This is a genomic window from Cupriavidus sp. C1SS-2L, assembly GCF_057073735.1.
Genome location: NZ_CP172708.1, coordinates 818177 through 840928, shown reverse-complemented (window position 1 = coordinate 840928; position 22752 = coordinate 818177). Strand labels below are relative to the sequence as shown.

The 22752-nt window shown below is 65.4% G+C and carries 17 protein-coding genes and 1 pseudogene; 17 read left to right on the top strand and 1 reads right to left on the bottom strand.

Annotation, left to right across the window (positions count from 1 at the left end):
- The first annotated feature begins 8 nt into the window (after positions 1-8).
- The 16 genes and pseudogenes from ACIGJG_RS03885 to ACIGJG_RS03810 all read left to right on the top strand — a co-directional run bounded on the left by ACIGJG_RS03885 (position 9) and on the right by ACIGJG_RS03810 (position 19353).
- Positions 9-917, top strand: a complete 909-nt coding sequence (locus ACIGJG_RS03885; RefSeq protein ID WP_483672792.1) for a PilW family protein — start codon at positions 9-11, stop codon at positions 915-917.
- Between the two features lie 44 nt (positions 918-961).
- Positions 962-1504 (top strand): pilus assembly PilX family protein, encoded by a 543-nt coding sequence (locus ACIGJG_RS03880; RefSeq protein WP_011296965.1) that lies wholly within the window; start codon positions 962-964, stop codon positions 1502-1504.
- Positions 1501-3336, top strand: a complete 1836-nt coding sequence (locus ACIGJG_RS03875) for a pilus assembly protein (RefSeq protein ID WP_483672791.1) — start codon at positions 1501-1503, stop codon at positions 3334-3336. Before ACIGJG_RS03880 ends, ACIGJG_RS03875 begins: the two co-directional genes overlap by 4 nt.
- Positions 3333-3800, top strand: coding sequence for a type IV pilin protein (locus ACIGJG_RS03870; protein ID WP_220631394.1), 468 nt, complete (start codon positions 3333-3335; stop codon positions 3798-3800). The genes ACIGJG_RS03875 and ACIGJG_RS03870 overlap by 4 nt, the downstream gene beginning before the upstream one ends.
- 1 nt (position 3801) lies before the next feature.
- Entirely contained in the window at positions 3802-4359 is a 558-nt protein-coding gene (locus ACIGJG_RS03865) for a GspH/FimT family pseudopilin (protein WP_220631393.1), read from the top strand.
- A gap of 47 nt (positions 4360-4406) precedes the next feature.
- A complete protein-coding gene (gene ribD, locus ACIGJG_RS03860; RefSeq protein ID WP_011296961.1) occupies positions 4407-5522 on the top strand; it encodes a bifunctional diaminohydroxyphosphoribosylaminopyrimidine deaminase/5-amino-6-(5-phosphoribosylamino)uracil reductase RibD in 1116 nt (371 codons plus the stop codon).
- Positions 5523-5587: 65 nt separating this feature from the next.
- Positions 5588-6217 (top strand): riboflavin synthase, encoded by a 630-nt coding sequence (locus ACIGJG_RS03855; protein WP_011296960.1) that lies wholly within the window; start codon positions 5588-5590, stop codon positions 6215-6217.
- A 189-nt stretch (positions 6218-6406) separates the two neighbouring features.
- The gene (locus tag ACIGJG_RS03850; protein ID WP_041679505.1) at positions 6407-7204 is read left to right on the top strand and encodes a hypothetical protein; all 798 of its coding nucleotides are present in this window, start codon (positions 6407-6409) and stop codon (positions 7202-7204) included.
- Between the two features lie 400 nt (positions 7205-7604).
- A pseudogene (locus tag ACIGJG_RS03845) lies at positions 7605-7730 on the top strand (hypothetical protein); the annotation flags it as partial.
- Positions 7731-7769: 39 nt separating this feature from the next.
- A complete protein-coding gene (locus ACIGJG_RS03840; protein ID WP_483673047.1) occupies positions 7770-12341 on the top strand; it encodes a beta strand repeat-containing protein in 4572 nt (1523 codons plus the stop codon).
- 215 nt (positions 12342-12556) lie between these two features.
- Positions 12557-14392 carry an O-linked N-acetylglucosamine transferase, SPINDLY family protein gene (locus ACIGJG_RS03835; RefSeq protein ID WP_483672790.1) on the top strand — a complete coding sequence of 612 codons (1836 nt, stop codon included), beginning with the start codon at positions 12557-12559 and terminating at the stop codon, positions 14390-14392.
- Positions 14393-14604: 212 nt separating this feature from the next.
- Positions 14605-15657: a methyl-accepting chemotaxis protein gene (locus ACIGJG_RS03830; protein ID WP_041679504.1), complete on the top strand. Its 1053-nt coding sequence runs from the start codon at positions 14605-14607 to the stop codon at positions 15655-15657.
- A 239-nt stretch (positions 15658-15896) separates the two neighbouring features.
- Positions 15897-17012, top strand: a complete 1116-nt coding sequence (ribBA, locus tag ACIGJG_RS03825) for a bifunctional 3,4-dihydroxy-2-butanone-4-phosphate synthase/GTP cyclohydrolase II (RefSeq protein WP_140951344.1) — start codon at positions 15897-15899, stop codon at positions 17010-17012.
- A gap of 58 nt (positions 17013-17070) precedes the next feature.
- Positions 17071-17574: a 6,7-dimethyl-8-ribityllumazine synthase gene (ribH, locus tag ACIGJG_RS03820; protein ID WP_011296954.1), complete on the top strand. Its 504-nt coding sequence runs from the start codon at positions 17071-17073 to the stop codon at positions 17572-17574.
- Complete coding sequence (nusB, locus tag ACIGJG_RS03815) at positions 17567-18070, top strand: transcription antitermination factor NusB (protein ID WP_011296953.1); 504 nt, start codon at positions 17567-17569, stop codon at positions 18068-18070. The genes ribH and nusB overlap by 8 nt, the downstream gene beginning before the upstream one ends.
- Before the next feature lie 101 nt (positions 18071-18171).
- Positions 18172-19353, top strand: a complete 1182-nt coding sequence (locus tag ACIGJG_RS03810) for a pyridoxal phosphate-dependent aminotransferase (RefSeq protein ID WP_483672789.1) — start codon at positions 18172-18174, stop codon at positions 19351-19353.
- A 74-nt stretch (positions 19354-19427) separates the two neighbouring features.
- Here the strand turns inward: ACIGJG_RS03810 and ACIGJG_RS03805 are convergent, their stop codons facing one another.
- Positions 19428-20492, bottom strand: coding sequence for a lytic transglycosylase domain-containing protein (locus ACIGJG_RS03805; protein WP_483672788.1), 1065 nt, complete (start codon positions 20490-20492; stop codon positions 19428-19430).
- Between the two features lie 646 nt (positions 20493-21138).
- On the opposite strand from ACIGJG_RS03805, the gene ubiD reads away from it, so the two are divergent.
- Positions 21139-22668: a 4-hydroxy-3-polyprenylbenzoate decarboxylase gene (gene ubiD, locus ACIGJG_RS03800; protein ID WP_483672787.1), complete on the top strand. Its 1530-nt coding sequence runs from the start codon at positions 21139-21141 to the stop codon at positions 22666-22668.
- The last annotated feature ends 84 nt before the right edge of the window (positions 22669-22752 follow it).

Sequence of the window (22752 nt, the reverse complement as noted above, 5' to 3'; positions counted from 1 at the left end):
GATCACGCATGCCTGCTGGCTATCGGCGAAGCGGTCCGCGGATGGAAGGCTTCACGCTGACCGAGACGATGGTCGGCCTGGCCCTGGGCGTGCTTGTCACCGCGGTGGCAGGCACCGCTTTCCTGCTATGTCGCGCAGCTTATCTGTCCGCCGCGGAGCGAACCTTGCTGGAGGAACGCGGCCAGCGCGCGCTCAATATTCTGTCCGCCCTGATCCGACAGAGCGGTTGGGTTCCTGATGCAACCGGCATGCCCCACGCCAAGCCCGCGATAAGCGGCGCGGACGACTGCGGCCAGCCGTCGATCGCTACGGTGCCGGCATGCGGCAAGTCCGGCGTGACAGGCAGCGACGCGCTGCTGGTCCGCTTCAGCGGCAGTGGCCAGGCCATCGATGCCAGCCTGCCCGATCAGACGATGATCGACTGCAGCGGCTACGCCGTTGCCGCCCGGCAATCCGACTCACCTGCCGACGCAGGCTACGTGACTGCGAATCTCCTCTACGTCGCCACTGCCAGCGACGACGAGCCCCAGCTGCTTTGCCGCTATCCGGCACGGCGGAGCGGCCGCATCGATGGCAGCGGTTGGACCTCCGGGGCGATCGTACGAGGCGTGGAATCGATGCAGATACGCTACGGTGTCGACTCCCGTGGCGACCGGCTTCCGGACACGTTCCTGCGCGCCGATCAGGTCACGGCCATGGGCGACGACGCATGGCATCGCGTCGTCGCAGTTCAGATAGCGCTAGCGGTCAGGCTGGGGCGGCGTGGCGCCGCACAGAGCGGCATGCAGGTCGCGGGCGCTGGCGCCATGACTGACCTCTATGACAGGTTGTCCCCCCAGGGCCGATACACGTCGCGGATCTTCGCGACGACGGTCCGCCTGCGGAACGCCCCTCGGTGTCAGGAGACATTGTGCTAGCCACACACAAGCCCGGCCCTCGCCCACATGGAGGTGCGACGCTGATGTTTGCCGCGACGCTTCTGCTGCTCGCGGTTCTCACCGCAACTGCCACGTTGCAATTCCTGCTATCCAGCCGCCAGCTTGCCGGCTTGCAGCTTGACCGGGAAATCGCATTCCGCGCCGCTGAAGTAGCGTTGCTCGACGGCGAGGCCGATCTGATGGCAGCCATGGCGGGCAACGGTCCGCCAGACCGCCTTGATCCCGTTCCGGCAAGCGGGGCGTGCGGCCGAGGCATGCAGGCCGGAATCTGCGTGCCTGCCACCGGCAGCCTGCCCGTCTGGCAAGCATGGCTGTCAGGCACGGCGTCCGCCGATGACATAGGCGTGCCGTTTGGCACTTTCACCGGAAAGACAATGCCAGTTTTGCCCCAAGGTATCGCTGGCACGACAATTCCGCCGCGCTACATTGCCGAGTGGGTTGGCGATGGCGCTGCGCCCATGGAATACGGCCGGCAGACTGCGATGCCGCGCCTTCGCGTCACCGCCATTGGCTTCGGCCGCAACCGCGACATCACTGCTGTGGTCCAGAGCGTGATTCAGCCATGAGCCGGCAGCACGTCAACACCTGGGTCCTGGCCTGGCTGCTTTCGTCAGCCTCGGCGGCCGCGTGGGCCGGGATCGTCGACCAACCCGCCGGCAATCTCCCGCTGACATACCTCGCGCAGGCTGGCGCCTACCCATGGACCGGCCGCCTGCGTGCGCTCGCCTGGAATCCCCAACTGGCGAGAACGTCGGAACCGACACCTCACACCACCATGTGGGAAGCCGGCGCACGGCTCGACACTAACGCGACTGCGTCACGGCATCTCTACACGTCGGTCGCGCCCGCTGGCATGGAGTCGGAACGCCTTGTTCCGTTGCAGTGGTCCGCACTCGATGCAGCCAGTCAGCAGTCAATGGCCGACGGCACTAGTACCGCAGCATCCGGTGCGGACAAACTGGCGTGGTTGCGAGGCGAACGCGGCAACGCCGCATTGCGCCCGCGCGAAACCCGCCTGGCCGATGCCCGCGGTGCGCGCGTACTGGTAGTGCCGCCGCCCGTCTGGCAACCGGGGAAAGCCGGCCATGCCGCGTTCCGCGAACGCCATCGCAATCGCCCGCACACGGTCTGGCTCGGCACCACGGACGCATGGCTTCACGGATTCAGCGCCACCACTGGAGACGAGCTTGTCGGCTACATGCCACGAGCCTTGCTGCCGCTGGCAGCTGTAATGACTGAGCCGAAGGGCGCGCTGGCGCCGGTACCGTGTCCGCGGCCGGAAGCCGCCGATGTCGTCATGCATCGCGAATGGCGCACCGTGTTGCTCTGTGGTATCCCTGCCGCGAACGAGGGCGGCAGCACGGCCGGTGCATTCGTGCTGGACATCAGCAATGCGGCGGATGTCGCACCAGTCCGCCTGATCTGGGAACTCACTGCAACGCCTGCGCTGCCACTGTCCGCCCGCGGTCCGGTTCGCGCGGCCGCGTTTGTCTACGACGAAGGGCCTCGTTGGTTCGCTGTCACCACGGTGGACGCCGGCGCATCCCGTGCAGGCCTGGCACTGATCCCTCTGGAGAAAACGGCTGGCCCCGCACTAACCTGGCCGCTCCCGGAACGCGATTGCTCTGGGTCGCCCACGACATCGGCGCTCACAGGGGTGAGTATTCTGAGCGACATGATGGGCATGGCGCAGGCCATCTATGCCACCGACGACAGCGGCCAGCTCTGGCACTTTCCGGTCCCGCGGGCGCCCCAGCGCCTTGCGCTGGGGACACCGGTTTGCCTGCACAAGCTGCCGACGGCCGGTAATTCGAGACAAGCGGAACCCCCATTGCTCGTGGGCGCCGTTGCCTCGCCGCTCATTGTGTTCGGCCAGGGCCGTGAAGTCGTGGCCATCCCCTCGCGGCCTGCTGGCGTCCCGGCTCGCATCGTCGCCGAGCCCGCTGACGGAGGGTTTCTGCTACGGTCCATACCCGGTCAGCGAGGCACCGGCTGGCACCTGACACTGCCGAATGCCGGAGAACAACTGGATACACTCGGTGAAGTCTTTCCCGGCTATCTCCAGTTCACGACACGCGCCGCAGACGGATTTCAGCGCGCCTACCTTGTACTGGCGGCGACGGGCGAATCCGCGGGACGGGCGCGGGAAGGCGCGCCGCTCCAGACGTTCGTAACCGGGCAAGCAGCCAGCTCTGCGGCGTCCTTCGTGGCGACCAGTGTCCCGGGACCGTCCCCGCAACCGTCTTCGGGAACAAGCGGCGCGCAGGCCCACAGGGTCACGCTGTGGGTCGTGGACGGAACGTCTGCCAGGCACCAGTCAACAGCCATGGCCACGCGCCGTACCGGACGTATCAGCTGGCGGGAAATCATGGCACCCATTCAGCAGGACATTCCGTGACGCGCGACATTGCATCAGTACACTTTACCTTGCCGCAGCGGGCATTCACCCTGATCGAACTGTTGATCACGATTGCCATGCTGGCCATCCTTGCCGCATTCGCCGTACCGTCGTGGGAGCGGTACGTTGCGCGCGGCTGGCGCGCGCAGGCTCGTTCCGAACTGGTCGCCGCGATGCTGGAGCTCGAGCAGCATGCCAAGGCTGCCATGACGTTCGCGCTAGAGCCGGGCGGCAATATCGCCGCGGGCAGCTGGCCTCGGCCAGTGCCGCAAGGCGCCAATCCTCGCCACGTCATCACGGCGGCTGCATGCCCTCACGCGGGGCTGGATGCTTGCGTCGAAGTCCGGGCCACGCCAGTCATGGTGGACCATCGCTGCGGTGTGCTCATCCTGCGCAGTACGGGCCAATGGCTGACCCTTCCCCCAGGCATGACCCAGGCGGCCAGTCCTGGCCCCGACTGCTGACATGCCGCAATCAGCACTTCACCGCAAGCATGGCTTCACGCTGGCAGAGCTGCTGGTCTGCTTGTCGATCATCGCCGTGCTGGCGGTGGCCGCCTGTCAGGCCGTCGACGTGCTGATGGCTCGCCATCAGGTAGCTGTCGCCGCGGACAGGCTGGCAGCTTCGCTGGCACAGGCGCGCAGCACGGCCATGGCACGGCGGGCCGAAGTTGCGCTGCAACCGCTCGACGGCAACACCACGCTGGACCAAGGCTGGCAACTCGTGGCCACAACCGGGGACCGCCAAACCGGGCAGAGTGCCATCGCCATGTCCGTGGTCCAACTCGGCGCCCCCTGCCTCGCCGTCTCCCTGCGCCAGACCGCACGCGCCAGCAACATCCTGCGATTCACAGCTGTGGGATACTCTCGGTCTGAGCAAGGCGGATTTCAGGCCGCCACTTTCACGCTCAGCTGCCGCGGCGAGCAGCGCCAGGTCCGCATGGGAGCGCAAGGACGGATCCGCCTTTGCACGCCCGGGCATGACAAGGACTGCGAGGCATCGGGCGAACCTGCCCCGCCCTGACAGCGGCACGCACACCCAACGCCCAGCGGGCAAGAGTCACCGGCCAAATGTTTTCCGATTCCGACCACGCCGCCATGCAGCAAGCGCTCGCGCTTGCTGCGCGAGGCATGTTCACCACCACCCCCAATCCACGCGTCGGTTGCGTGCTGAGCAAGAACGGGCAGATCATCGGCCAGGGCTTCACCCAGCCGGCTGGACAGGATCACGCCGAAATCCAGGCTTTGAAGGATGCGCAGACGCGCGGCATCGACCCGGCCGGGGCCACTGCCTATGTGACGCTTGAGCCCTGCAGTCATTTCGGCCGCACGCCCCCCTGTGCCGACGCGCTGGTACGCGCCGGCATCGCGCGCGTGGTGGCGGCAATGGAAGATCCCAACCCGAGCGTGTCAGGCCGTGGCCTGCAGCGGCTGCGCGACGCCGGCATCGACGTGCGCTGCGGCCTGCTGGAAAAGGAAGCGCGCGACCTCAACATCGGCTTCGTGTCGCGCATGACGCGCGGCCTGCCGTGGGTGCGGGTCAAGGTCGCGGCGTCGATGGACGGCGGTACCGCCCTGCACGATGGCACGAGCCAGTGGATCACCGGTCAGGCCGCACGTGACGATGGGCACGCCTGGCGCGCGCGCGCCTGCGCCATCCTGACCGGCATCGGCACGGTACGTGACGACAATCCGCAGATGACCGTGCGAGCCATCCCGACGCCGCGCCAGCCGCAGCGAGTGCTGGTCGATTCGCGCTTAGAAGTGCCGCTTGATGCACGCATCCTGACCCCGGACTCGGGCGACCTTGCCAAGCCGGTACTGGTGTTCAGTGCCGTGGACGACCGGGAACGCCGCCACGCGCTTGAAGCCCGCGGCGCCGAGGTCGTGGTGTTGCCGAATCCGCACGGCAAGGTCGAGTTGCGCAAGATGCTGGAGGAACTGGGCCGACGCGGCATCAACGAACTGCACGTCGAAGCAGGTTTCAAGCTCAATGGCTCGCTGATCCGCGAGCATTGTGCCGACGAACTGCTGATCTACCTCGCGCCCAAACTGCTCGGCGATGCACAAGGCATGTTCAACCTGCCGCCGCTGTCCCGGTTGCAGGATGCCGCCTCCTTCCGCTGGCACGATGTGCGCCAGATCGGCGAGGATCTTCGCCTGATCGCGCGTCGCAGCGACGCCTGACCCCAACTTATCGACAGCGCGCCAGCCGCGCTGCTTACCAACACCCGAACTTTCGAGAACACATCATGTTTACTGGCATTGTGGCGGCCGTTGGCCGCATCGAGACCGTCACCCCGCTCGGCTCGGATAGCGCCGCTGACACCGGGGTGCGCCTGCGCGTCGCGGCTGGCGGCCTGGATCTTTCGGATGTGGTCATCGGCGACAGCATCGCTATCCAGGGCGCGTGCATGACCGTGATCGCCATGACTGCCGACAGCTTCGACGTGGAAGTCTCCCGCGAATCCCTGAATAAGACCGTCGGTCTGGAACTCGCTGGCCGCGTCAATCTGGAAAAGGCGCTGCGACTGGCAGACCGCCTCGGCGGGCATCTGGTTTCTGGCCATGTCGACGGTCTCGGTGAAGTCGTGCACTTTGCCCCAGTTGGCGAATCGCATGAACTGCGCATCCGCGCCCCGCGCGAACTGGGGCGGTATCTGGCGTACAAGGGCTCGGTGGTGATCAACGGCGTGTCGCTGACCGTCAACCGTGTCACGGACGAGGCCGATGGCTGCGTGTTCTCCATCAATTTGATTCCTCATACGCTTGAAGTGACTACGCTGCAGGAGCTCAAGGCGGGAAGTCGGGTGAATCTGGAGATTGACTTGATCGCGCGGTATGTGGAGCGGATGTTGTCGGCGGCCAAGGATAACGCCTGATCCGTGCAACGATCGGGGAAGGCGCGGTTCGGCTCCCCGGCGAACCGCCTTTCCGGCTCATTCCCGTCGCCAGGGCGCCATTCGCCAGCCCAAATACCCCATCAATCGGGCTCTGTTCGCCAGATGGCGCGCCGATCCCGGCTCATAGAATCACCGGATTCTGGCAAATCACGCCTTGGATCCTATTTCATGAGCCAAATCCAGCTCTACCAGATTGCGTATTCCGAAGCCGTCCTGCAGCGCCTGGATCCCGGATACCTGCCCCTGATCAACATGGGCCACGACCGCCATGACTGGCGCGAGTACTGGCCCATGCGCAAATTCCTGCTCGAAAACGAGTTGGCGGATGACTGCTACTACGGCTTCTTTTCGCCGCGCTTCCTGGAAAAGACCGGTCTCGGCCACGCCGATGTCGTGCGCTTCATCGAATCGTGTCCCGCGGATACCGATGTGGTCACGTTCAGCCCGCAACCTGATATGGGCGCCTTTTTCCTGAATGTGTTCGAGCAGGAAGAACTGTTCGAACCTGGCTTTCTCCGAGCCAGCCAGGCCTTCCTTGAGTTTGCCGGCGTTCAGGCGGACCTGGCCGGCCTGATCATGGATTCGCGCCAGATCGTATTCAGCAACTACTTCGCCGCGAAGCCGCCGTTCTGGCGCGCGTGGCTTGCATTGAACGAGCAGCTGTTCGCCATCTGCGAGGGTGAAGACAGCGAACTGAAGTCCGCCCTGACCTTTGCTACGCCCTATCCCGGCCAGGTACAGCGCAAGGTTTTCCTGATGGAGCGTATTGCGTCGCTGCTGCTGACGCTGAACCCGGCGTGGCGTGTCAAGGCCTACAGCACCTTTGCGTGCGCGTGGTCCGCAACACGGCTGGGGCAGTTCAAGCTCGATGCGGTCCTGAGCGACGCGCTCAAGATCGCCATGCGCGAGCAGGGATTCGGCGACTACACCTCGGCCTTCGCACAGGTACGGGATCGTCTGCGATAGACCGGTGGACGTCCGGTGCACCTGTTCCACGCCGGACTCCAACAAGCCTGATGCGAGTTGCCCCCACTTGTGTGGGGTAAAACCCGCGTGCATTCCTGCCGTAAGCCTGTATCCGTAAGGTGGCGTTTCTTCTCCGGAATGGCAGTTCTCGCCGGCCGTGCGCCCCGCGTGGCAAAACCGGCCCTCACCACGCCTCTCTCCGCCCCCTGTCAAGCCCGCGCCGGGGCTGTCCGCTCCCGACCCGTTCCTAAAGTTTCGGCATGCAGCGCCGATCACCCAACAGGGGTTGGTAGAGCAGTAGAGCACCGATTTCCCGCTGGAATGCTCGGCGACAAAGTCGCGTTTGCCGCGAACGAGTGGGCCGGACAGAACTAACTACATTCAGGGGTAAGAAACAAGCATGCCTTCAATCATTTCCGCGATGTCGGCGGCCCAAGTCGCGGCACTGACAACAGCGCAGATGCAATCCCTGTCGACGGCAGATGTCCAAGCCTTGTCGACAGCGCAAGTCGCCGGTCTGAATTCAGACCAACTTGGGGCGATCAGTGCATCTGCAATCGTAACCTTGAGCACCGCAGCCATTGCCAGCCTTACCTCCGCGCAGGCGGTGGGTCTGGGCACCGATGATATTGCTGCGCTAAAGACTTCCCAGCTTGCCGCACTGGACCTGACGAACCTGAGCAGCAACCAGGTCGGCGCACTGTCCACCGGCCAGATGGCGTCCCTGAGCAGCGCACAGGCTGCGGCCCTGACGACGGCCGAGGTTGCGGCCATGGGCACCGCCCAGATCGCTGCGCTGAGCACCGGCAGCCTGAAGGCGATGGGCTCGGACCAGCTGCAGGCACTCGGCACCGGCGGCATCAGCGTGCTGAAGACCAGCCAGATCGCCGCGCTTGACCTGACCAAGCTGTCGAGCAGCCAGGTTGGCGCGTTCAACTCCGCCCAGGTGGCGGGCCTGACCACGGCACAGGCCGCTTCGCTAAGCACCGCCGAGATCAACGCCCTGAGCTCCACCCAGGCTTCGGCACTGAGCACCGGCGCCCTAAAGGCCCTCGGCTCGGACCAGCTCCAGGCGCTGTCCACGGACAACGTGGCCGCCCTGAAGACCAGCCAGGTTGCAGCCCTTGACCTGACCAACCTGAAGAGCAGCCAGGTCGGCGCCTTCACGACCACGCAAGTTGGCGCACTGACCACGGCACAGGTCGCTTCGCTGAGCACCGCCGAGATCGACGCCCTGACCACGGCACAGGCTGCAGCACTGAGCACCGCCGCGGTGAAGGCCCTGACCTCGGCCCAGACCGCTGCCCTCGGCACCGACGACGTCGCCGCGCTGAAGTCGAGCCAGGTCGCCGCGCTGGACGTCACCAACATGACGACGAGCCAGGTCAAGGCCCTGACCTCGACGCAGGTGACCGCACTGACCTCGGCCCAGCTGGGCGCCATGGGCTCCTCGCAGCTCCAGGCCCTGGATACGGAAGACGTCGCCGCACTGAAGACCAACCAGGTCGCCGCACTCGATCTGACCAAGCTCGCGAGCAGCCAGGTTGGCGTCTTCACGGCCGCCCAGGTTGGCGCACTGACCACGGCTCAGGCCGTCACGCTGAGCACCGCCGAAATCAACGCCCTGAGCTCCGCCCAGGCTTCGGCACTGAGCACCGGCGCCCTGAAGGCCATGGGCTCGGACCAGCTCCAGGCGCTGTCCACGGACAACGTCGCTGCTCTCAAGACCAGCCAGGTTACTGCCCTTGACCTGACCAACCTGAAGAGCAGCCAGGTCGGCGCCTTCACGACCACGCAAGTTGGCGCACTGACCACGGCACAGGTCGCTTCGCTGAGCACCGCCGAGATCGACGCCCTGACCACGGCACAGGCTGCAGCACTGAGCACCGCCGCGGTGAAGGCCCTGACCTCGGCCCAGACCGCTGCCCTCGGCACCGACGACGTCGCCGCGCTGAAGTCGAGCCAGGTCGCCGCGCTGGACGTCACCAACATGACGACGAGCCAGGTCAAGGCCCTGACCTCGACGCAGGTGACCGCACTGACCTCGGCCCAGCTGGGCGCCATGGGCTCCTCGCAGCTCCAGGCCCTGGATACGGAAGACGTCGCCGCACTGAAGACCAACCAGGTCGCCGCACTCGATCTGACCAAGCTCGCGAGCAGCCAGGTTGGCGTCTTCACGACCGCCCAGGTTGGCGCACTGACCACGGCACAGGTCGCTTCGCTGAGCACTGCCGAAATTGACGCACTGACCACGGCCCAGGCTTCGGCTCTGAGCACCGCTGCAGTGAAGTCGTTGACCTCTGCCCAGACCGCTGCCCTCGGCACCGACGACGTCGCTGCGCTGAAGTCGAGCCAGGTCGCCGCGCTGGACGTCGCCAATATGACGACGAGCCAGATCAAGGCCCTGTCCTCGGCACAAGTGTCGGCACTGACCTCGGCCCAGCTGGGCGCCATGGGCTCCTCGCAGCTCCAGGCCCTGGATACGGAAGACGTCGCTGCACTGAAGACCAACCAGGTCGCCGCACTGGATCTGACCAAGCTGTCGAGCAGCCAGGTCGGCGTCTTCACGACCGCCCAGGTCGGTGCACTGACCACGGCACAGGTTGCCACGCTGAGCACAGCCGAAATCGACGCCCTGACCACGGCGCAGGCTTCCGCACTGAGCACCGCCGCGCTGAAGTCCATGAGCTCGGACCAGCTCCAGGCCCTCGGTACCGACGATGTCGCGGCCCTGAAGACCAGCCAGGTTGCAGCCCTAGACCTGACCAACCTGAAGAGCAGCCAGGTCGGCGCCTTCACGACCACGCAAGTTGGCGCACTGACCACGGCACAGGTCGCTTCGCTGAGCACCGCCGAGATCGACGCCCTGACCACGGCACAGGCTGCAGCACTGAGCACCGCCGCGGTGAAGGCCCTGACCTCGGCCCAGACCGCTGCCCTCGGCACCGACGACGTCGCCGCGCTGAAGTCGAGCCAGGTCGCCGCGCTGGACGTCACCAACATGACGACGAGCCAGGTCAAGGCCCTGACCTCGACGCAGGTGACCGCACTGACCTCGGCCCAGCTGGGCGCCATGGGCTCCTCGCAGCTCCAGGCCCTGGATACGGAAGACGTCGCCGCACTGAAGACCAACCAGGTCGCCGCACTCGATCTGACCAAGCTCGCGAGCAGCCAGGTTGGCGTCTTCACGGCCGCCCAGGTTGGCGCACTGACCACGGCTCAGGCCGTCACGCTGAGCACCGCCGAAATCAACGCCCTGAGCTCCGCCCAGGCTTCGGCACTGAGCACCGGCGCCCTGAAGGCCATGGGCTCGGACCAGCTCCAGGCGCTGTCCACGGACAACGTCGCTGCTCTCAAGACCAGCCAGGTTACTGCCCTTGACCTGACCAACCTGAAGAGCAGCCAGGTCGGCGCCTTCACGACCACGCAAGTTGGCGCACTGACCACGGCACAGGTCGCTTCGCTGAGCACCGCCGAGATCGACGCCCTGACCACGGCACAGGCTGCAGCACTGAGCACCGCCGCGGTGAAGGCCCTGACCTCGGCCCAGACCGCTGCCCTCGGCACCGACGACGTCGCCGCGCTGAAGTCGAGCCAGGTCGCCGCGCTGGACGTCACCAACATGACGACGAGCCAGGTCAAGGCCCTGACCTCGACGCAGGTGACCGCACTGACCTCGGCCCAGCTGGGCGCCATGGGCTCCTCGCAGCTCCAGGCCCTGGATACGGAAGACGTCGCCGCGCTGAAGACCAACCAGGTCGCCGCACTCGATCTGACCAAGCTCGCGAGCAGCCAGATTGGCGTCTTCACGGCCGCCCAGGTTGGCGCACTGACCACGGCTCAGGCAGCTTCGCTGACCACCGCCGAGATCGATGCGCTGAGCTCCGCCCAGGCTTCGGCACTGAGCACCGCCGCACTGAAGGCACTGAGCTCGGATCAGCTCCAGTCGCTGTCCACGGACAACGTGGCCGCCCTGAAGACCAGCCAGGTTGCAGCCCTTGACCTGACCAATCTGAAGAGCAGCCAGGTCGGCGCCCTCACCACTGCCCAGGTGGCCGCGCTCAATACGACTCAGGTCACTTCGCTGAGCACCGCTGAAATCGAGGCGCTGACTACGGCCCAGGCTTCGGCACTGAGCACTGCCGCAGTGAAGTCCCTGACCTCGGCCCAGACCGCCGCCCTCGGCACTGACGACGTCGCCGCGCTGAAGACCAACCAGGTCGCCGCGCTGGACGTCGCCAACATGACGACGGGCCAGGTTAAGGCCATGATGTACCAGCAAGTGGCCGCGCTGACGAACAATCAGCTGACGGCAATGAGCTCGGGACAACTGCAGGCGCTGGATACGGAAGACGTGGTTGCCCTGAAGACGAGCCAGGTTGCTGCACTTGACCTGACGAAGCTCTCCAGCAGCCAGGTCGGCGTGTTCACGACCACGCAGATGGCAGGTCTGACCACCGGCCAGATCGGCACCCTGAGCACGGCCGAGATCGCGGCAATGACCACGGCACAGGCAGCGGCACTGACCACCAGCGCACTCGCCGCCATGAGCTCGAGCCAGACCCTCGCGCTGGAAACCGAAGACATCGCTGCACTGAAGACCAGCCAGATCACGGGCCTGAACGTCGGCGACATGTCCACGAGCCAGGTGAAGGCCATGATGTATCAGCAGGTGGCTTCGCTGTCGAACAACCAGCTGACGGCGATGAGCTCTGATCAGCTGCAAGCCCTCGACACGGAAGACGTCGCTGCGCTGAAGACCAGCCAGGTCGCCGCACTTGACCTGACCAAGCTGTCGAGCAGCCAGGTGGGTGTCTTCACGACCACTCAGGTCGCCGCCCTGACGACGTCGCAGGCCGTCACGCTGACCACCAGCGAAGTCGCCGCTCTGACCACGGCACAAGCCGCGGCACTGAGCACCTCGGCGCTGTCGGCACTGACCTCGAGCCAGACCCGTGCCCTGGAGACCGAAGACATCGCCGCGCTGAAGACCAGCCAGATTTCCGGTCTGAATGTGGGCGACATGTCGACGACCCAACTGGAAGCCCTGTCGAGCGCGCAAGTGGCATACCTGACCAACAGCCAGGTGAATGCACTGTCGACCGATCAGATCCAGCACCTGCATATCGGAGCGTAACCGGCTGAACCGCCCTTGGCGCGGCGCTCTCGCGAGTGCCGCGCCAGGAAGCGGCGAAGCAACGCGGTAGCCATCCGTAGCATGGCAGTTCAAGGCCAGGTACGCCAAAGTAGCGGCGTACCTGGCCTTTGTTCTTGGCACGCACCGTACCGGGGGGCCAATACCATGGAAAGCTGGGCATCCTCCATGCAATCCGGCCTAATCCGACAACCCCTATGTACGATTCGAACCAAGGCGTGGCCGTGGCCACGGCAGACTATTCATCGCTGGTGCTGCAGGCCTGGCGCGGGCAACTCACGCTGGCAGACTTGTTCCACCACACCAGCCAGCTGGAAGCCGCCCGGCAACATGAACTGGCATGCGTGCTCTACCGGACCTGGCTCGAGCACAACAACACGCCGCTGAACCACTTCGTACATTTCAATCTGGGCACGTCGCTGTCCACGCTGGAAAAGCTGGAAGACGCCCGCCAGGCATACCTGCGCGCGATCGAACTCTCCCCCGCCTTTGTCCAGCCGCATTTCAACCTCGGACTGGTCTACGAACGTCTCGGCAATCCCAGCGCGGCGATTGCCCAATGGCTGTGGGTTGCCAATACCGTCTCGGCCAAGGACACCGAGAACCGCCCGCTGCAACTTTCGGCGCTCAACAACCTGGGCCGCCTGCTCGAGAACGAACGGAAATATGCCGATGCGCTCGTGTACCTGCAGCGCAGCCTCGAAATGGAGCCGAACCAGCCGGACGTGCTGCACCACTGGGTGTTCCTTCGCGCCAAGCAGTGCGAATGGCCGGTCTATGCGCAAGTGGAAGGCGTCGATCCCGAGCTGATGCGCCGCTCGACATCAGCGCTGGCAATGATCGCCCTGTCGGACGACCCGCAGGAACAGCTCACCGCCGCGCAGAACTACGTGGCGAACAAGATCAACTGCAACGTGCCGACGCTGGCCCCGGCAAAGCCGTATGGCCACAAGAAGATCCGCGTGGGCTATCTGTCCTCGGACCTTTGCCTGCACCCGGTCGCCATGCTGACCGCCGAGCTGTTCGAGTTGCACAACCGCGACCGCTTCGAGGTGTACGGCTACTGCTGGTCGCGCGAAGACAACTCGGCCATGCGCAAGCGAATTATCGCGTCGATGAATCGCTTCGAGCGCATCCAGGGCATGAGCGATGAGGCTGCGGCGCGGCTGATCCGCGAGCACGAGATCGACATCCTGGTCGATCTCCACGGCCAGACGCTCGGCGCACGCGCGGGCATCCTCGCCTATCGCCCGGCCCCGATCCAGATCACGTACCTGGGTCTGCCCGCGACCACGGGCTTCCCGTTTGTCGACTACGTCATCGCCGATCGCTTCCTGATTCCCGAAGAATACGCGCGCTTCTATTCCGAGAAGCCGCTGTACATGCCCGATGTGTACCAGGTCAGCGATCGCAAACGAATCACCGGCACGCCGCCGTCGCGCGAAAGCTGCAACCTGCCGGCAGACGGCTTTGTCTTCTGCTCGTTCAACAACAACTACAAGTTCACGCCTGAAGTCTTCGGCACGTGGATGCGGATCCTGAGCCGCGTACCTGGCAGTGTCCTGTGGCTGCTTGCGGACAACGAATGGGCCGAGGCGAACCTGCGCAAGGAAGCGGAAAAGCTGGGCGTGGATGGCAGCCGCCTGATCTTCGCACCGCGCGTCGCACCGGAGAACTACCTGGCACGCTTCGCCGCTGCCGACCTGTTCCTCGACACCTTCCCGTTCAATGCGGGCACGACGGCCAATGATGCGCTGTGGACGGGCCTGCCGGTGCTGACCCGTTCCGGCCGCAGCTTTGCGTCGCGCATGGCCGGCGCACTACTTACGGCTGCCGAACTGGACGAACTGATCACCTACAGCCCGAACGACTACGAGGAAACCGCGGTCGCTCTGGCCAACGCTCCGGAACGCTGCCGTCGCATCCGCGACAAACTGCACCAAGTGCGGGAAAGCGGAAAGCTGTTCGATACGCCGCGCTTCGTCGGCCACCTCGAAGATCAGTTCACGCAATTGGTCGGCGCCCTGGGCTGAGCTGAACGGCGCTCCATGCAGAAGCCGCTCGGCGCATGCCGGGCGGCTTTTTTCGTTGCGGGGACGCCATCGGTCTTTGCAGTAATCCACAGCACACCCTCTACGCACCAAAAGTGCGCAATGATTGGCACAAATCTTGCCATTCCCCCGAAGCAAGGGCGCCTCGCCACGATCAGGCGCCCGAAAGAATAATCATCAAAGGGAGAAAGCAATTGGCAAGTGCCGACCGCATCGTTGAACTGTCCCACCACGTCGGCCGCGTCGCGGACGGAAAGATCTCGGGCATTGCGGAGATCAACCGCGAAACGAAATTCCTGGCGCTGAACGCGTTGATCGAAGCCGCGCGCGCCGGCGATGCGGGCCGCGGCTTCAGCGTCGTGGCCAGCCAGGTCAAGCAGGTGTCCGAACGCATCTCGGCGATCACAGCCGAACTCAACAGCGAGCTCGCAGGCTCGATCGCGGAACTGACGCAGCTCGGCGACGCCATGATCCGGCAGATGCGCGACCACCAGGGCCAGCGCTTTGCCGACATGGCACTGAACATGATCGAACTGATCGACCGTAACCTCTACGAGCGCTCGTGCGATGTCCGCTGGTGGGCCACCGACGCAGCCATCGTGGCCGCCGCCGCGCAGCCTGAGCCATCGACGTGCGCGTGGGCCAGCAAGCGGCTCGGCGTGATCCTGGACAGCTATACGGTCTATCTGGATCTGTGGGTCATCGACGCGCAGGGCCGCGTGCTGGCCAACGGCCGGCCCGGCACCTACGGCAGCGTGACCGGGAAGATGGTGTCGGGCGTGGACTGGTTTCGCCGCGCCATGGGCACTGCCTCGGGCCAGGACTACATCTCGCACGACATCGCCGTGTCGCGCTTCCTGAACCAGTCCGAAGTGGCCACCTACGCCACCGCGATCCGCGCCGATGGCAAGGCCGATGGAGAGCCGATCGGCGTGCTGGCGATCTTCTTCGACTGGGCTCCGCAAGCCGACGCGGTGGTGAAGCATGTGCGGCTGTCGCAGGAGGAATGGCGCGGCACGCGTTGCCTGCTGCTCGATTCCGGACGCCGCGTGATCGCCGCATCCGATGGCGTCGGCGTGCTCGACGAGGTGTTCCCGCTCCAGGATGGGAACGCCCCATCCGGCTTCTATACGGACAAGGCGGGCCGGCTGGTCGCCTTTGCGCGTACGCCGGGCTACGAAACCTACCCCGGCATGGGTTGGTATGGGGTAATCGTCCACGACCACGGGCAACCACCCTGCCACTGAAGCCCGGTCGAAATCTTGCGCGGCGTGCCTCGGGCGCCGCGCCAGCACCCGGCTATCCAAGCGGCTGGCCCGGGCGCGCTCCTCCATTGCCTGCCTTGGCGTACAATATCCGGTTTGACGATACGCGTCCCGGCCGTTGCCCATGCCCGGCCGGCGCACACTCCGCAGCATTCCACCGCATGTTTGAGCGGCCGCCTGACAGCTGGCCGCCCCTCGCCCCTATTTGCCGCCCAGCAGCCATGACAATCGCCCGTACCGAAGACATCATTGCCGACATCCGTGCCGGCCGCATGGTCATCCTCGTGGATGAAGAAGACCGCGAAAATGAGGGCGACCTGGTCCTGGCTGCCGATTTCGTCACACCGGAAGCGATCAACTTCATGGCCAAGCACGGCCGCGGCCTGATCTGCCTGACACTGACCGCCGAGCGTTGCCGCCAGCTGAACCTGCAGCCGATGGTGAGCCGCAACGGCACCCAGCACGGCACCAACTTCACGGTGTCGATCGAAGCAGCGGAAGGTGTGACCACCGGCATTTCAGCGGCTGACCGTTCCCGTACCGTAGAGGCGGCCGTCGCGCGCGACGCCAAGCCTTCGGATCTGGTCCAGCCCGGTCACATCTTCCCGCTGACCGCCCAGCCCGGCGGCGTGCTGATCCGCGCCGGCCATACCGAAGCCGGCTGCGACCTGGGCGCGCTGGCCGGCCTGACGCCCGCCGCCGTGATCTGCGAGATCATGAAGGACGACGGCACCATGGCGCGCCTGCCCGACCTGATCGAATTCGCCCAGGAACACAACCTGAAGATCGGCACCATCGCCGACCTGATCCACTACCGCAGCCGCACCGAGAGCATCGTCGAACGCGTTGGCGAGCGCGCCATGGAAACGCCGTATGGCACGTTCCACAGCATCGCCTACCGCGACAAGCCGACCGGCCACGCCCACCTGGCGCTGGTCAAGGGCACGCCCTCGGCGGACAAGGAAACGCTGGTGCGCGTGCATGAGCCGCTGTCGGTGCTGGACCTGCTGGAAGTGTCCCGCACCACGCACTCGTGGAGCATGCCGGCTGCCCTCGAGGCCATCGCCAAGGCCGAAAGCGGCGTGATGGTGCTGCTGAACTGCGGCGACTCGGCCGATCAGCTTTTCACGCAATTCACCGCGCTCGACGAACCGCAGAACCGCCCGCGCCGCAAGCCGGACCTGCGCACCTATGGCATGGGCGCGCAGATCCTGAAGGATGTGGGCGTCGGCAAGATGCGCGTGCTGGCCGCTGCGCAGCGCATGCCGAGCATGACGGGCTACGATCTGGAAGTGACCGGCTACCAGCCCATGAACGGGCAGGCCAAGCAAAACTGAATATCCTGGTGGCCACGCCCTGGCGTCGCCACCATAGCGAACTCTGGAGAACTGAACAATGGATCACGGCTTCTACCCCAGCAACCTCGACGGTGAAGGCCTGCGTATCGGCATCGTGCAGGCCCGCTTCAACGAGCCGGTCTGCGCCGAACTGCTCGAAGCCTGCGTGGCCGAGCTCGAAAAGCTCGGCGTCGAAGGCGAAGACACCCTGGTGGTGACCGTGCCGGGCGCGCTGGAAGTGCCGCTGGCACTGCAGAAGATGGCTGAAAGCGGCCAGTTCGACGCACTGGTGGCGCTGGGCGCCGTGGTGCGCGGCGAGACCTACCATTTCGAGCTGGTCTCGAACGAGTCGGGTGCCGGCATCACGCGCGTCGGCCTGGATTTCAACATGCCGGTCGCCAACGGCATCTTGACCGTCGATACCGACGAGCAGGCCCACGCCCGCACGCGCGAAAAGGGCCGCGACTGCGCCCGCGCCGCCGTGGAAATGGCCAACCTGGTTGTCGCGCTCGATTCGCTGCGCGATCAGGAAGATGAAGAAGACGAGGACGACGATGAGTGACACGCCTGAAACCGGCAAGCCGGCGGCTGGCACCAAGCCCGCTGCCCGCACCGAGGCCAAGGCGCCGCCCAAGAGCGCGCGCCGCCGCTCGCGCGAGCTGGCTCTGCAGGGCCTGTACCAATGGCTGCTGAACCGCAACGACATCGGCGCGATCCAGGCCCACCTGCATGACGCCCAGGGCTTCAACAAGGCCGACAGCGAGCACTTCGACGCGCTGCTCAATGGCGCCGTGCGCGAAGAAGCGCGCCTGACGGCGGCGTTCGAGCCGTTCCTGGACCGCAAGGTCGAGGAACTGTCGCCGGTCGAGCGTGCCGCCCTGCTGGTGGGCAGCTACGAACTCGTGCACTGCGTCGACATTCCGTACAAGGTCGTCATCAATGAAGCCGTCGAGCTGACCAAGACCTTTGGCGGAGTCGAGGGCTACAAGTACGTGAACGGCGTGCTGGACAAGCTGGCCGCCCAAGTACGGTCGGCCGAGGTCGCGGCGCGCCGCTGAAGCGCCGGGGTTCAACGCCCAGCCGCAACGGATACGACACCCGCTGACGCGGGTGTTTTTACTTCTATCACCCGCCCGGCAACGGGCATCGCCGAATCGCCATGGACCCGCAGCGCCTCGCCACCGCCTCCCGCCTTGCCAATATCGACGCGTTCCACGTCATGGAACTGGCCAAGCAGGCCAATGAACTCGAACGCGCGGGCCGCCACATCATCCACATGGGGATCGGAGAGCCCGACTTCACCGCCGCCGAGCCCGTGGTGCGCGCCGCGGAGGCCGCCATGCGGCGCGGCGTGACGCAGTACACGGGTGCGCTCGGCATCTACGCGCTGCGCGAAGCCATCGCCGGCTACTACAAGACCATGTACGGGCTCGAGATCCCGGCGCGGCGCGTGATCGTCACGGCCGGCGCATCGGGCGCGCTGCTGCTGGCCTGCGCGGTGCTGGTGGAGATCGGCGCCGAGGTGCTGATGCCGGACCCGAGCTATCCGTGCAACCGGCATTTCGTCGCGGCCTTCGATGGCGCGGCGCGGATGATTCCGAGCGGCCCGGCCGAGCGCTTCCAGCTCACCGCCGCGCAGGTCGAAGCGCACTGGAACGAACGCACGCGCGGCGTGCTGCTGGCGTCGCCGTCAAACCCGACCGGCACGTCGATCCTGCCCGACGAACTCGGCCGCATCCTGCAGGCGGTGCGTGCGCGGCAGGGCTTCGCCATCCTCGACGAGATCTACCAGGGCCTGTCGTATGACGCGCCGCCGGTATCCGCACTGAGCCTCGACGACAACGTCGTCACGGTCAACAGCTTCTCGAAGTACTTCAATATGACCGGCTGGCGCCTCGGCTGGCTCGTGGTGCCGGACGCGCTCGTGGCGGATTTCGAGAAAGTCGCGCAGAACCTGTTCATCTGCGCCTCGGCCGTGGCCCAGCATGCCGCACTGGCGTGCTTCTCGCCCGAAGCCATGGCGATCTATGACGAACGCAAGGCAGAATTCCGCCGCCGCCGCGACCTGATCGTGCCGGCGCTGGAATCGCTCGGCCTGCACGTGCCGGTCATGCCGGACGGTGCCTTCTATGTCTACGCGGATTGCCGCCAGGTCAACCACCCCGCGGCTGGCGATGCCGACAAGCTGACCCAGGCGATGCTGCACGACGCCGGCGTGGTCATGGTGCCGGGCCAGGATTTCGGGCCTCACACGGCGCAGGACTACATCCGGATCTCGTACGCGACCTCGCGCCAGAACATCGAGGAAGCCATGGCCCGGCTGCAGAAGCTGTTTCGCTGAGCGGCGGCGCCGAAAACGGCCAAAGCAAAAAAGCACCCCGCGGGGTGCTTTTTTCTTTGAGGGCGATCGTTGCTTCAGGCGCTCTGCTGCGTATTGCTCGCCGCCTCCAGCTTCTCGCCACTCTGATGGCGTTCCGCCTGCGTCTTGCCGTCGCCAGCCTTCTCGGCTGGCGCGTCGGCAACACGCACCCCCAGCAGCTGGCGCAGGCGCGCACGTTCAGCCAGCACCTTGGCGCCATAGCCGCCATCGGTATTGGTGGTCGCCCCGACGTAGTACTTCAGCCCGCCTTCGAGCGAGCCCGCACGCGCGATGCAATCCTTCAGCACCAGCGCGCCGATCTTGATGTTCGCGTACGGATTCAGCGCAGCGGCCACGCCGCCGACGGCTTCGTACTTGTCCTGGTGGACCTTGGTCATCACCTGCATCAGGCCCTGCGCCCCCACGCCGCTTTCGGCGTACGGATTGAAGCTGGACTCGATGGCGATCACACCCAGGATCAGCAGCGGGTCGATGCCGACCTCGCGGCCGGTCAGGTAGGCCGCCTTGACCAGTTGCGCGGTGGCCTGCGCCGCCACGCGGTACTTGCGCGCGATGTAGTCGGCCACGGCCGCCTGTTCGCGTGCCGTGCCAAGCGCGCTGTTGCCGCGGGCGTCGAGCGCCACGCGCGTCACCGGGATCTGCGCGGCCAGATGGGCCACGGACGGCACCTTGGCAGCTGCAGCCACGCTCCATTCATCGACGCCCGATACCGTCGGCAGGCCGGCCCGGCCAAAGCCGAGCTTGGCTGCCGCTACGTCGGCCGAGCTTGCAGGCACGGCGGCAACGGTAGTGTTTGTCGCCACGGCAGGCGCGGCTGCAGTCACGAGGACTGCCGGCGCTTCATCGCCAGCCAGCAACGCGGCCAGCGTGGTTCGCCATTCCTGGCTCAACGACAGCGAGACGGCCGTAACGACCGACACCACGCCGAGGCTGTTCAGCGCGTACTTCAAGGTTGTACGGCCCGTGCGCAAGGCGCGGCCCGCGACCGGATGCGCAAATCGGAACTGAAACGACCGATTCACTCCGGGTACCGGCTTTCTGAAGCGGACCTGCAATGCCCGCCCGATGCCGGGAAGATGAAGGGTTTTCCAACCGCTCATGCTTACCTCCATCCGTTGCCCGCTGCGCGCGCCCTGACAGCGGCACACACCCGATCTCAACGTACTCAAGTAAGGATGCCGCGCCGCCTAGCAGTGGCGGCCAGCACCTGTTGGCAGGCGCTCCCCATGCGCCCAACTGGAAACAGGGCACGCTCTTGGGGGAACGCGCCCTGCCACGGACAACTCAACATGCTCCGACGATCCGCCGGAAGCGACCGATCGGGCCTCGTGTCTGTCGGGCCTCGAATGATCGGTGTGGATGGTGGAATCTTCTGCCCACAAAATTTTTGTGCGCCCCTTGACACAGGGCAAAATTCCATGTTGCGACGCAACACCCCATCGAACAGACGCGATTGTAGGAACCCTTTTATAACCAGTCAAGCATAACGATTTCAAATAATCATACTTTTTGTTATTTGTAACAGTTGTCTGCAGGTTGACCGAACGCCACCTGAATGCCCGGAATCGTAGGCAGGGCCTAGGCTTTCACCGATTCTGACAGCGCTTGCAGCGTCAAAAAACTTACAATTCGCGTTGACGCAAACAAGCGATTTTTTTGCCGGGACGCCTGCACGTGTGTATCGTGGCACACATCATTTCGATGCCACGGCCCTTCCGCAGTGCCGCACCAAGAACTGAATTCACCATGCAATACAAAGACTTGCGCGATTTCATCAGCCAGCTTGAGCAACTGGGAGAGCTGCGGCGCGTCAGCACGCCGGTGTCTCCGAATCTGGAGATGACGGAGATTTGCGACCGCCTGCTGCGCGCTGGCGGGCCGGCAGTCCTGTTCGATCGGCCGGCAGGCTTCCGCAGCCCTGAAGGCATCTATAGCGTCCCGGTGCTCGCCAATTTGTTTGGGACGACACACAGGGTCGCGCTCGGCATGGGGGCGCAATCACTAGAGGACCTGCGCGACATCGGCCGCGTGCTGTCGGCCCTCAAGGAACCCGAGCCGCCGCGCGGACTCCGCGAGGCCGGCAAGCTGTTCACGCTGGCCAAGTCGGTGTGGGACATGGCGCCCAAGCGTGTCAGCAGCCCGGCCTGCCAGGAGATCGTCTGGGAAGGCAATGACGTCGACCTGGCACGCCTGCCGATCCAGACCTGCTGGCCCGGCGACGCCGCGCCGCTGATCACCTGGGGGCTGGTCGTGACCAAGGGCCCGCACAAGAAGCGGCAGAACCTTGGGATCTACCGCCAGCAGGTGATCAGCCGCAACCAGGTCATCATGCGCTGGCTCGCGCATCGGGGCGGCGCGCTCGATTTCCGCGAACACGCGCTGGCCAATCCCGGCAAGCCGTTTCCGATCGCCGTGGCGCTTGGCGCCGATCCTGCAACGATCCTCGGCGCGGTGACCCCGGTGCCGGATACCTTGTCGGAGTACCAGTTCGCCGGCCTGCTGCGAGGCAGCCGCACGGCGCTGGCCGGATGCCTGACGCCCACGTTGTCCGAACTAAGCGTGCCGGCATCGGCAGAGATCGTGCTGGAAGGCCATATCCAGCCCGACCCGGACCATCCATCGGGCTACCAGCATGCGCTCGAAGGCCCCTACGGCGACCACACCGGCTATTACAACGAGCAGGACTGGTTCCCGGTCTTCACGATCGACCGCATCACCATGCGGCGCGACCCGATCTACCACTCGACCTATACCGGCAAACCGCCCGACGAGCCCGCCGTGCTCGGCGTGGCGCTCAACGAGGTGTTCGTGCCGCTGCTGCAGAAGCAGTTCCCGGAGATCACCGACTTCTATTTGCCTCCCGAAGGCTGCAGCTACCGCATGGCGCTGGTGCGCATGAAGAAGCAATACGCCGGCCACGCCAAGCGCGTGATGTTCGGCGTGTGGAGCTTCCTGCGGCAGTTCATGTACACGAAGTTCATCGTGGTCGTGGACGACGACGTGGATGTGCGCGACTGGAAGGAGGTGATCTGGGCCATCACCACGCGCGTCGATCCGGCGCGCGACACGGTGCTGGTCGAGAACACGCCGATCGACTATCTCGACTTCGCCTCGCCGGTGTCCGGGCTTGGCTCCAAGATGGGCATCGACGCCACCGACAAGTGGCCGGGCGAAACCACGCGCGAATGGGGCCGCACCATCAGCATGGATCCGGCGGTCAAGGCAAAGGTCGACGGCATGATGGCGACGCTGTTCGACCGCCCCGCCGGCACGTGAGCGCGGCCGCCGCTATCATGTCAGGCTGAACCCCGGGGCGCATCGAAAGGCACCCGCCCTGCCCCGTTCGACCACACCATCCGA

Coding starts and splice junctions, on each gene's coding strand:
- ribH (WP_011296954.1), top strand. CDS start 17,071: ATGGATCACGGCTTCTACCCCAGCAACCTCGACGGTGAAGGCCTGCGT.
- ribBA (WP_140951344.1), top strand. CDS start 15,897: ATGACAATCGCCCGTACCGAAGACATCATTGCCGACATCCGTGCCGGC.
- ACIGJG_RS03880 (WP_011296965.1), top strand. CDS start 962: ATGTTTGCCGCGACGCTTCTGCTGCTCGCGGTTCTCACCGCAACTGCC.
- nusB (WP_011296953.1), top strand. CDS start 17,567: ATGAGTGACACGCCTGAAACCGGCAAGCCGGCGGCTGGCACCAAGCCC.
- ACIGJG_RS03885 (WP_483672792.1), top strand. CDS start 9: ATGCCTGCTGGCTATCGGCGAAGCGGTCCGCGGATGGAAGGCTTCACG.
- ACIGJG_RS03835 (WP_483672790.1), top strand. CDS start 12,557: ATGTACGATTCGAACCAAGGCGTGGCCGTGGCCACGGCAGACTATTCA.
- ACIGJG_RS03810 (WP_483672789.1), top strand. CDS start 18,172: ATGGACCCGCAGCGCCTCGCCACCGCCTCCCGCCTTGCCAATATCGAC.
- ACIGJG_RS03850 (WP_041679505.1), top strand. CDS start 6,407: ATGAGCCAAATCCAGCTCTACCAGATTGCGTATTCCGAAGCCGTCCTG.
- ACIGJG_RS03855 (WP_011296960.1), top strand. CDS start 5,588: ATGTTTACTGGCATTGTGGCGGCCGTTGGCCGCATCGAGACCGTCACC.
- ACIGJG_RS03865 (WP_220631393.1), top strand. CDS start 3,802: ATGCCGCAATCAGCACTTCACCGCAAGCATGGCTTCACGCTGGCAGAG.
- ACIGJG_RS03875 (WP_483672791.1), top strand. CDS start 1,501: ATGAGCCGGCAGCACGTCAACACCTGGGTCCTGGCCTGGCTGCTTTCG.
- ribD (WP_011296961.1), top strand. CDS start 4,407: ATGTTTTCCGATTCCGACCACGCCGCCATGCAGCAAGCGCTCGCGCTT.
- ubiD (WP_483672787.1), top strand. CDS start 21,139: ATGCAATACAAAGACTTGCGCGATTTCATCAGCCAGCTTGAGCAACTG.
- ACIGJG_RS03805 (WP_483672788.1), bottom strand. CDS start 20,492: ATGAGCGGTTGGAAAACCCTTCATCTTCCCGGCATCGGGCGGGCATTG.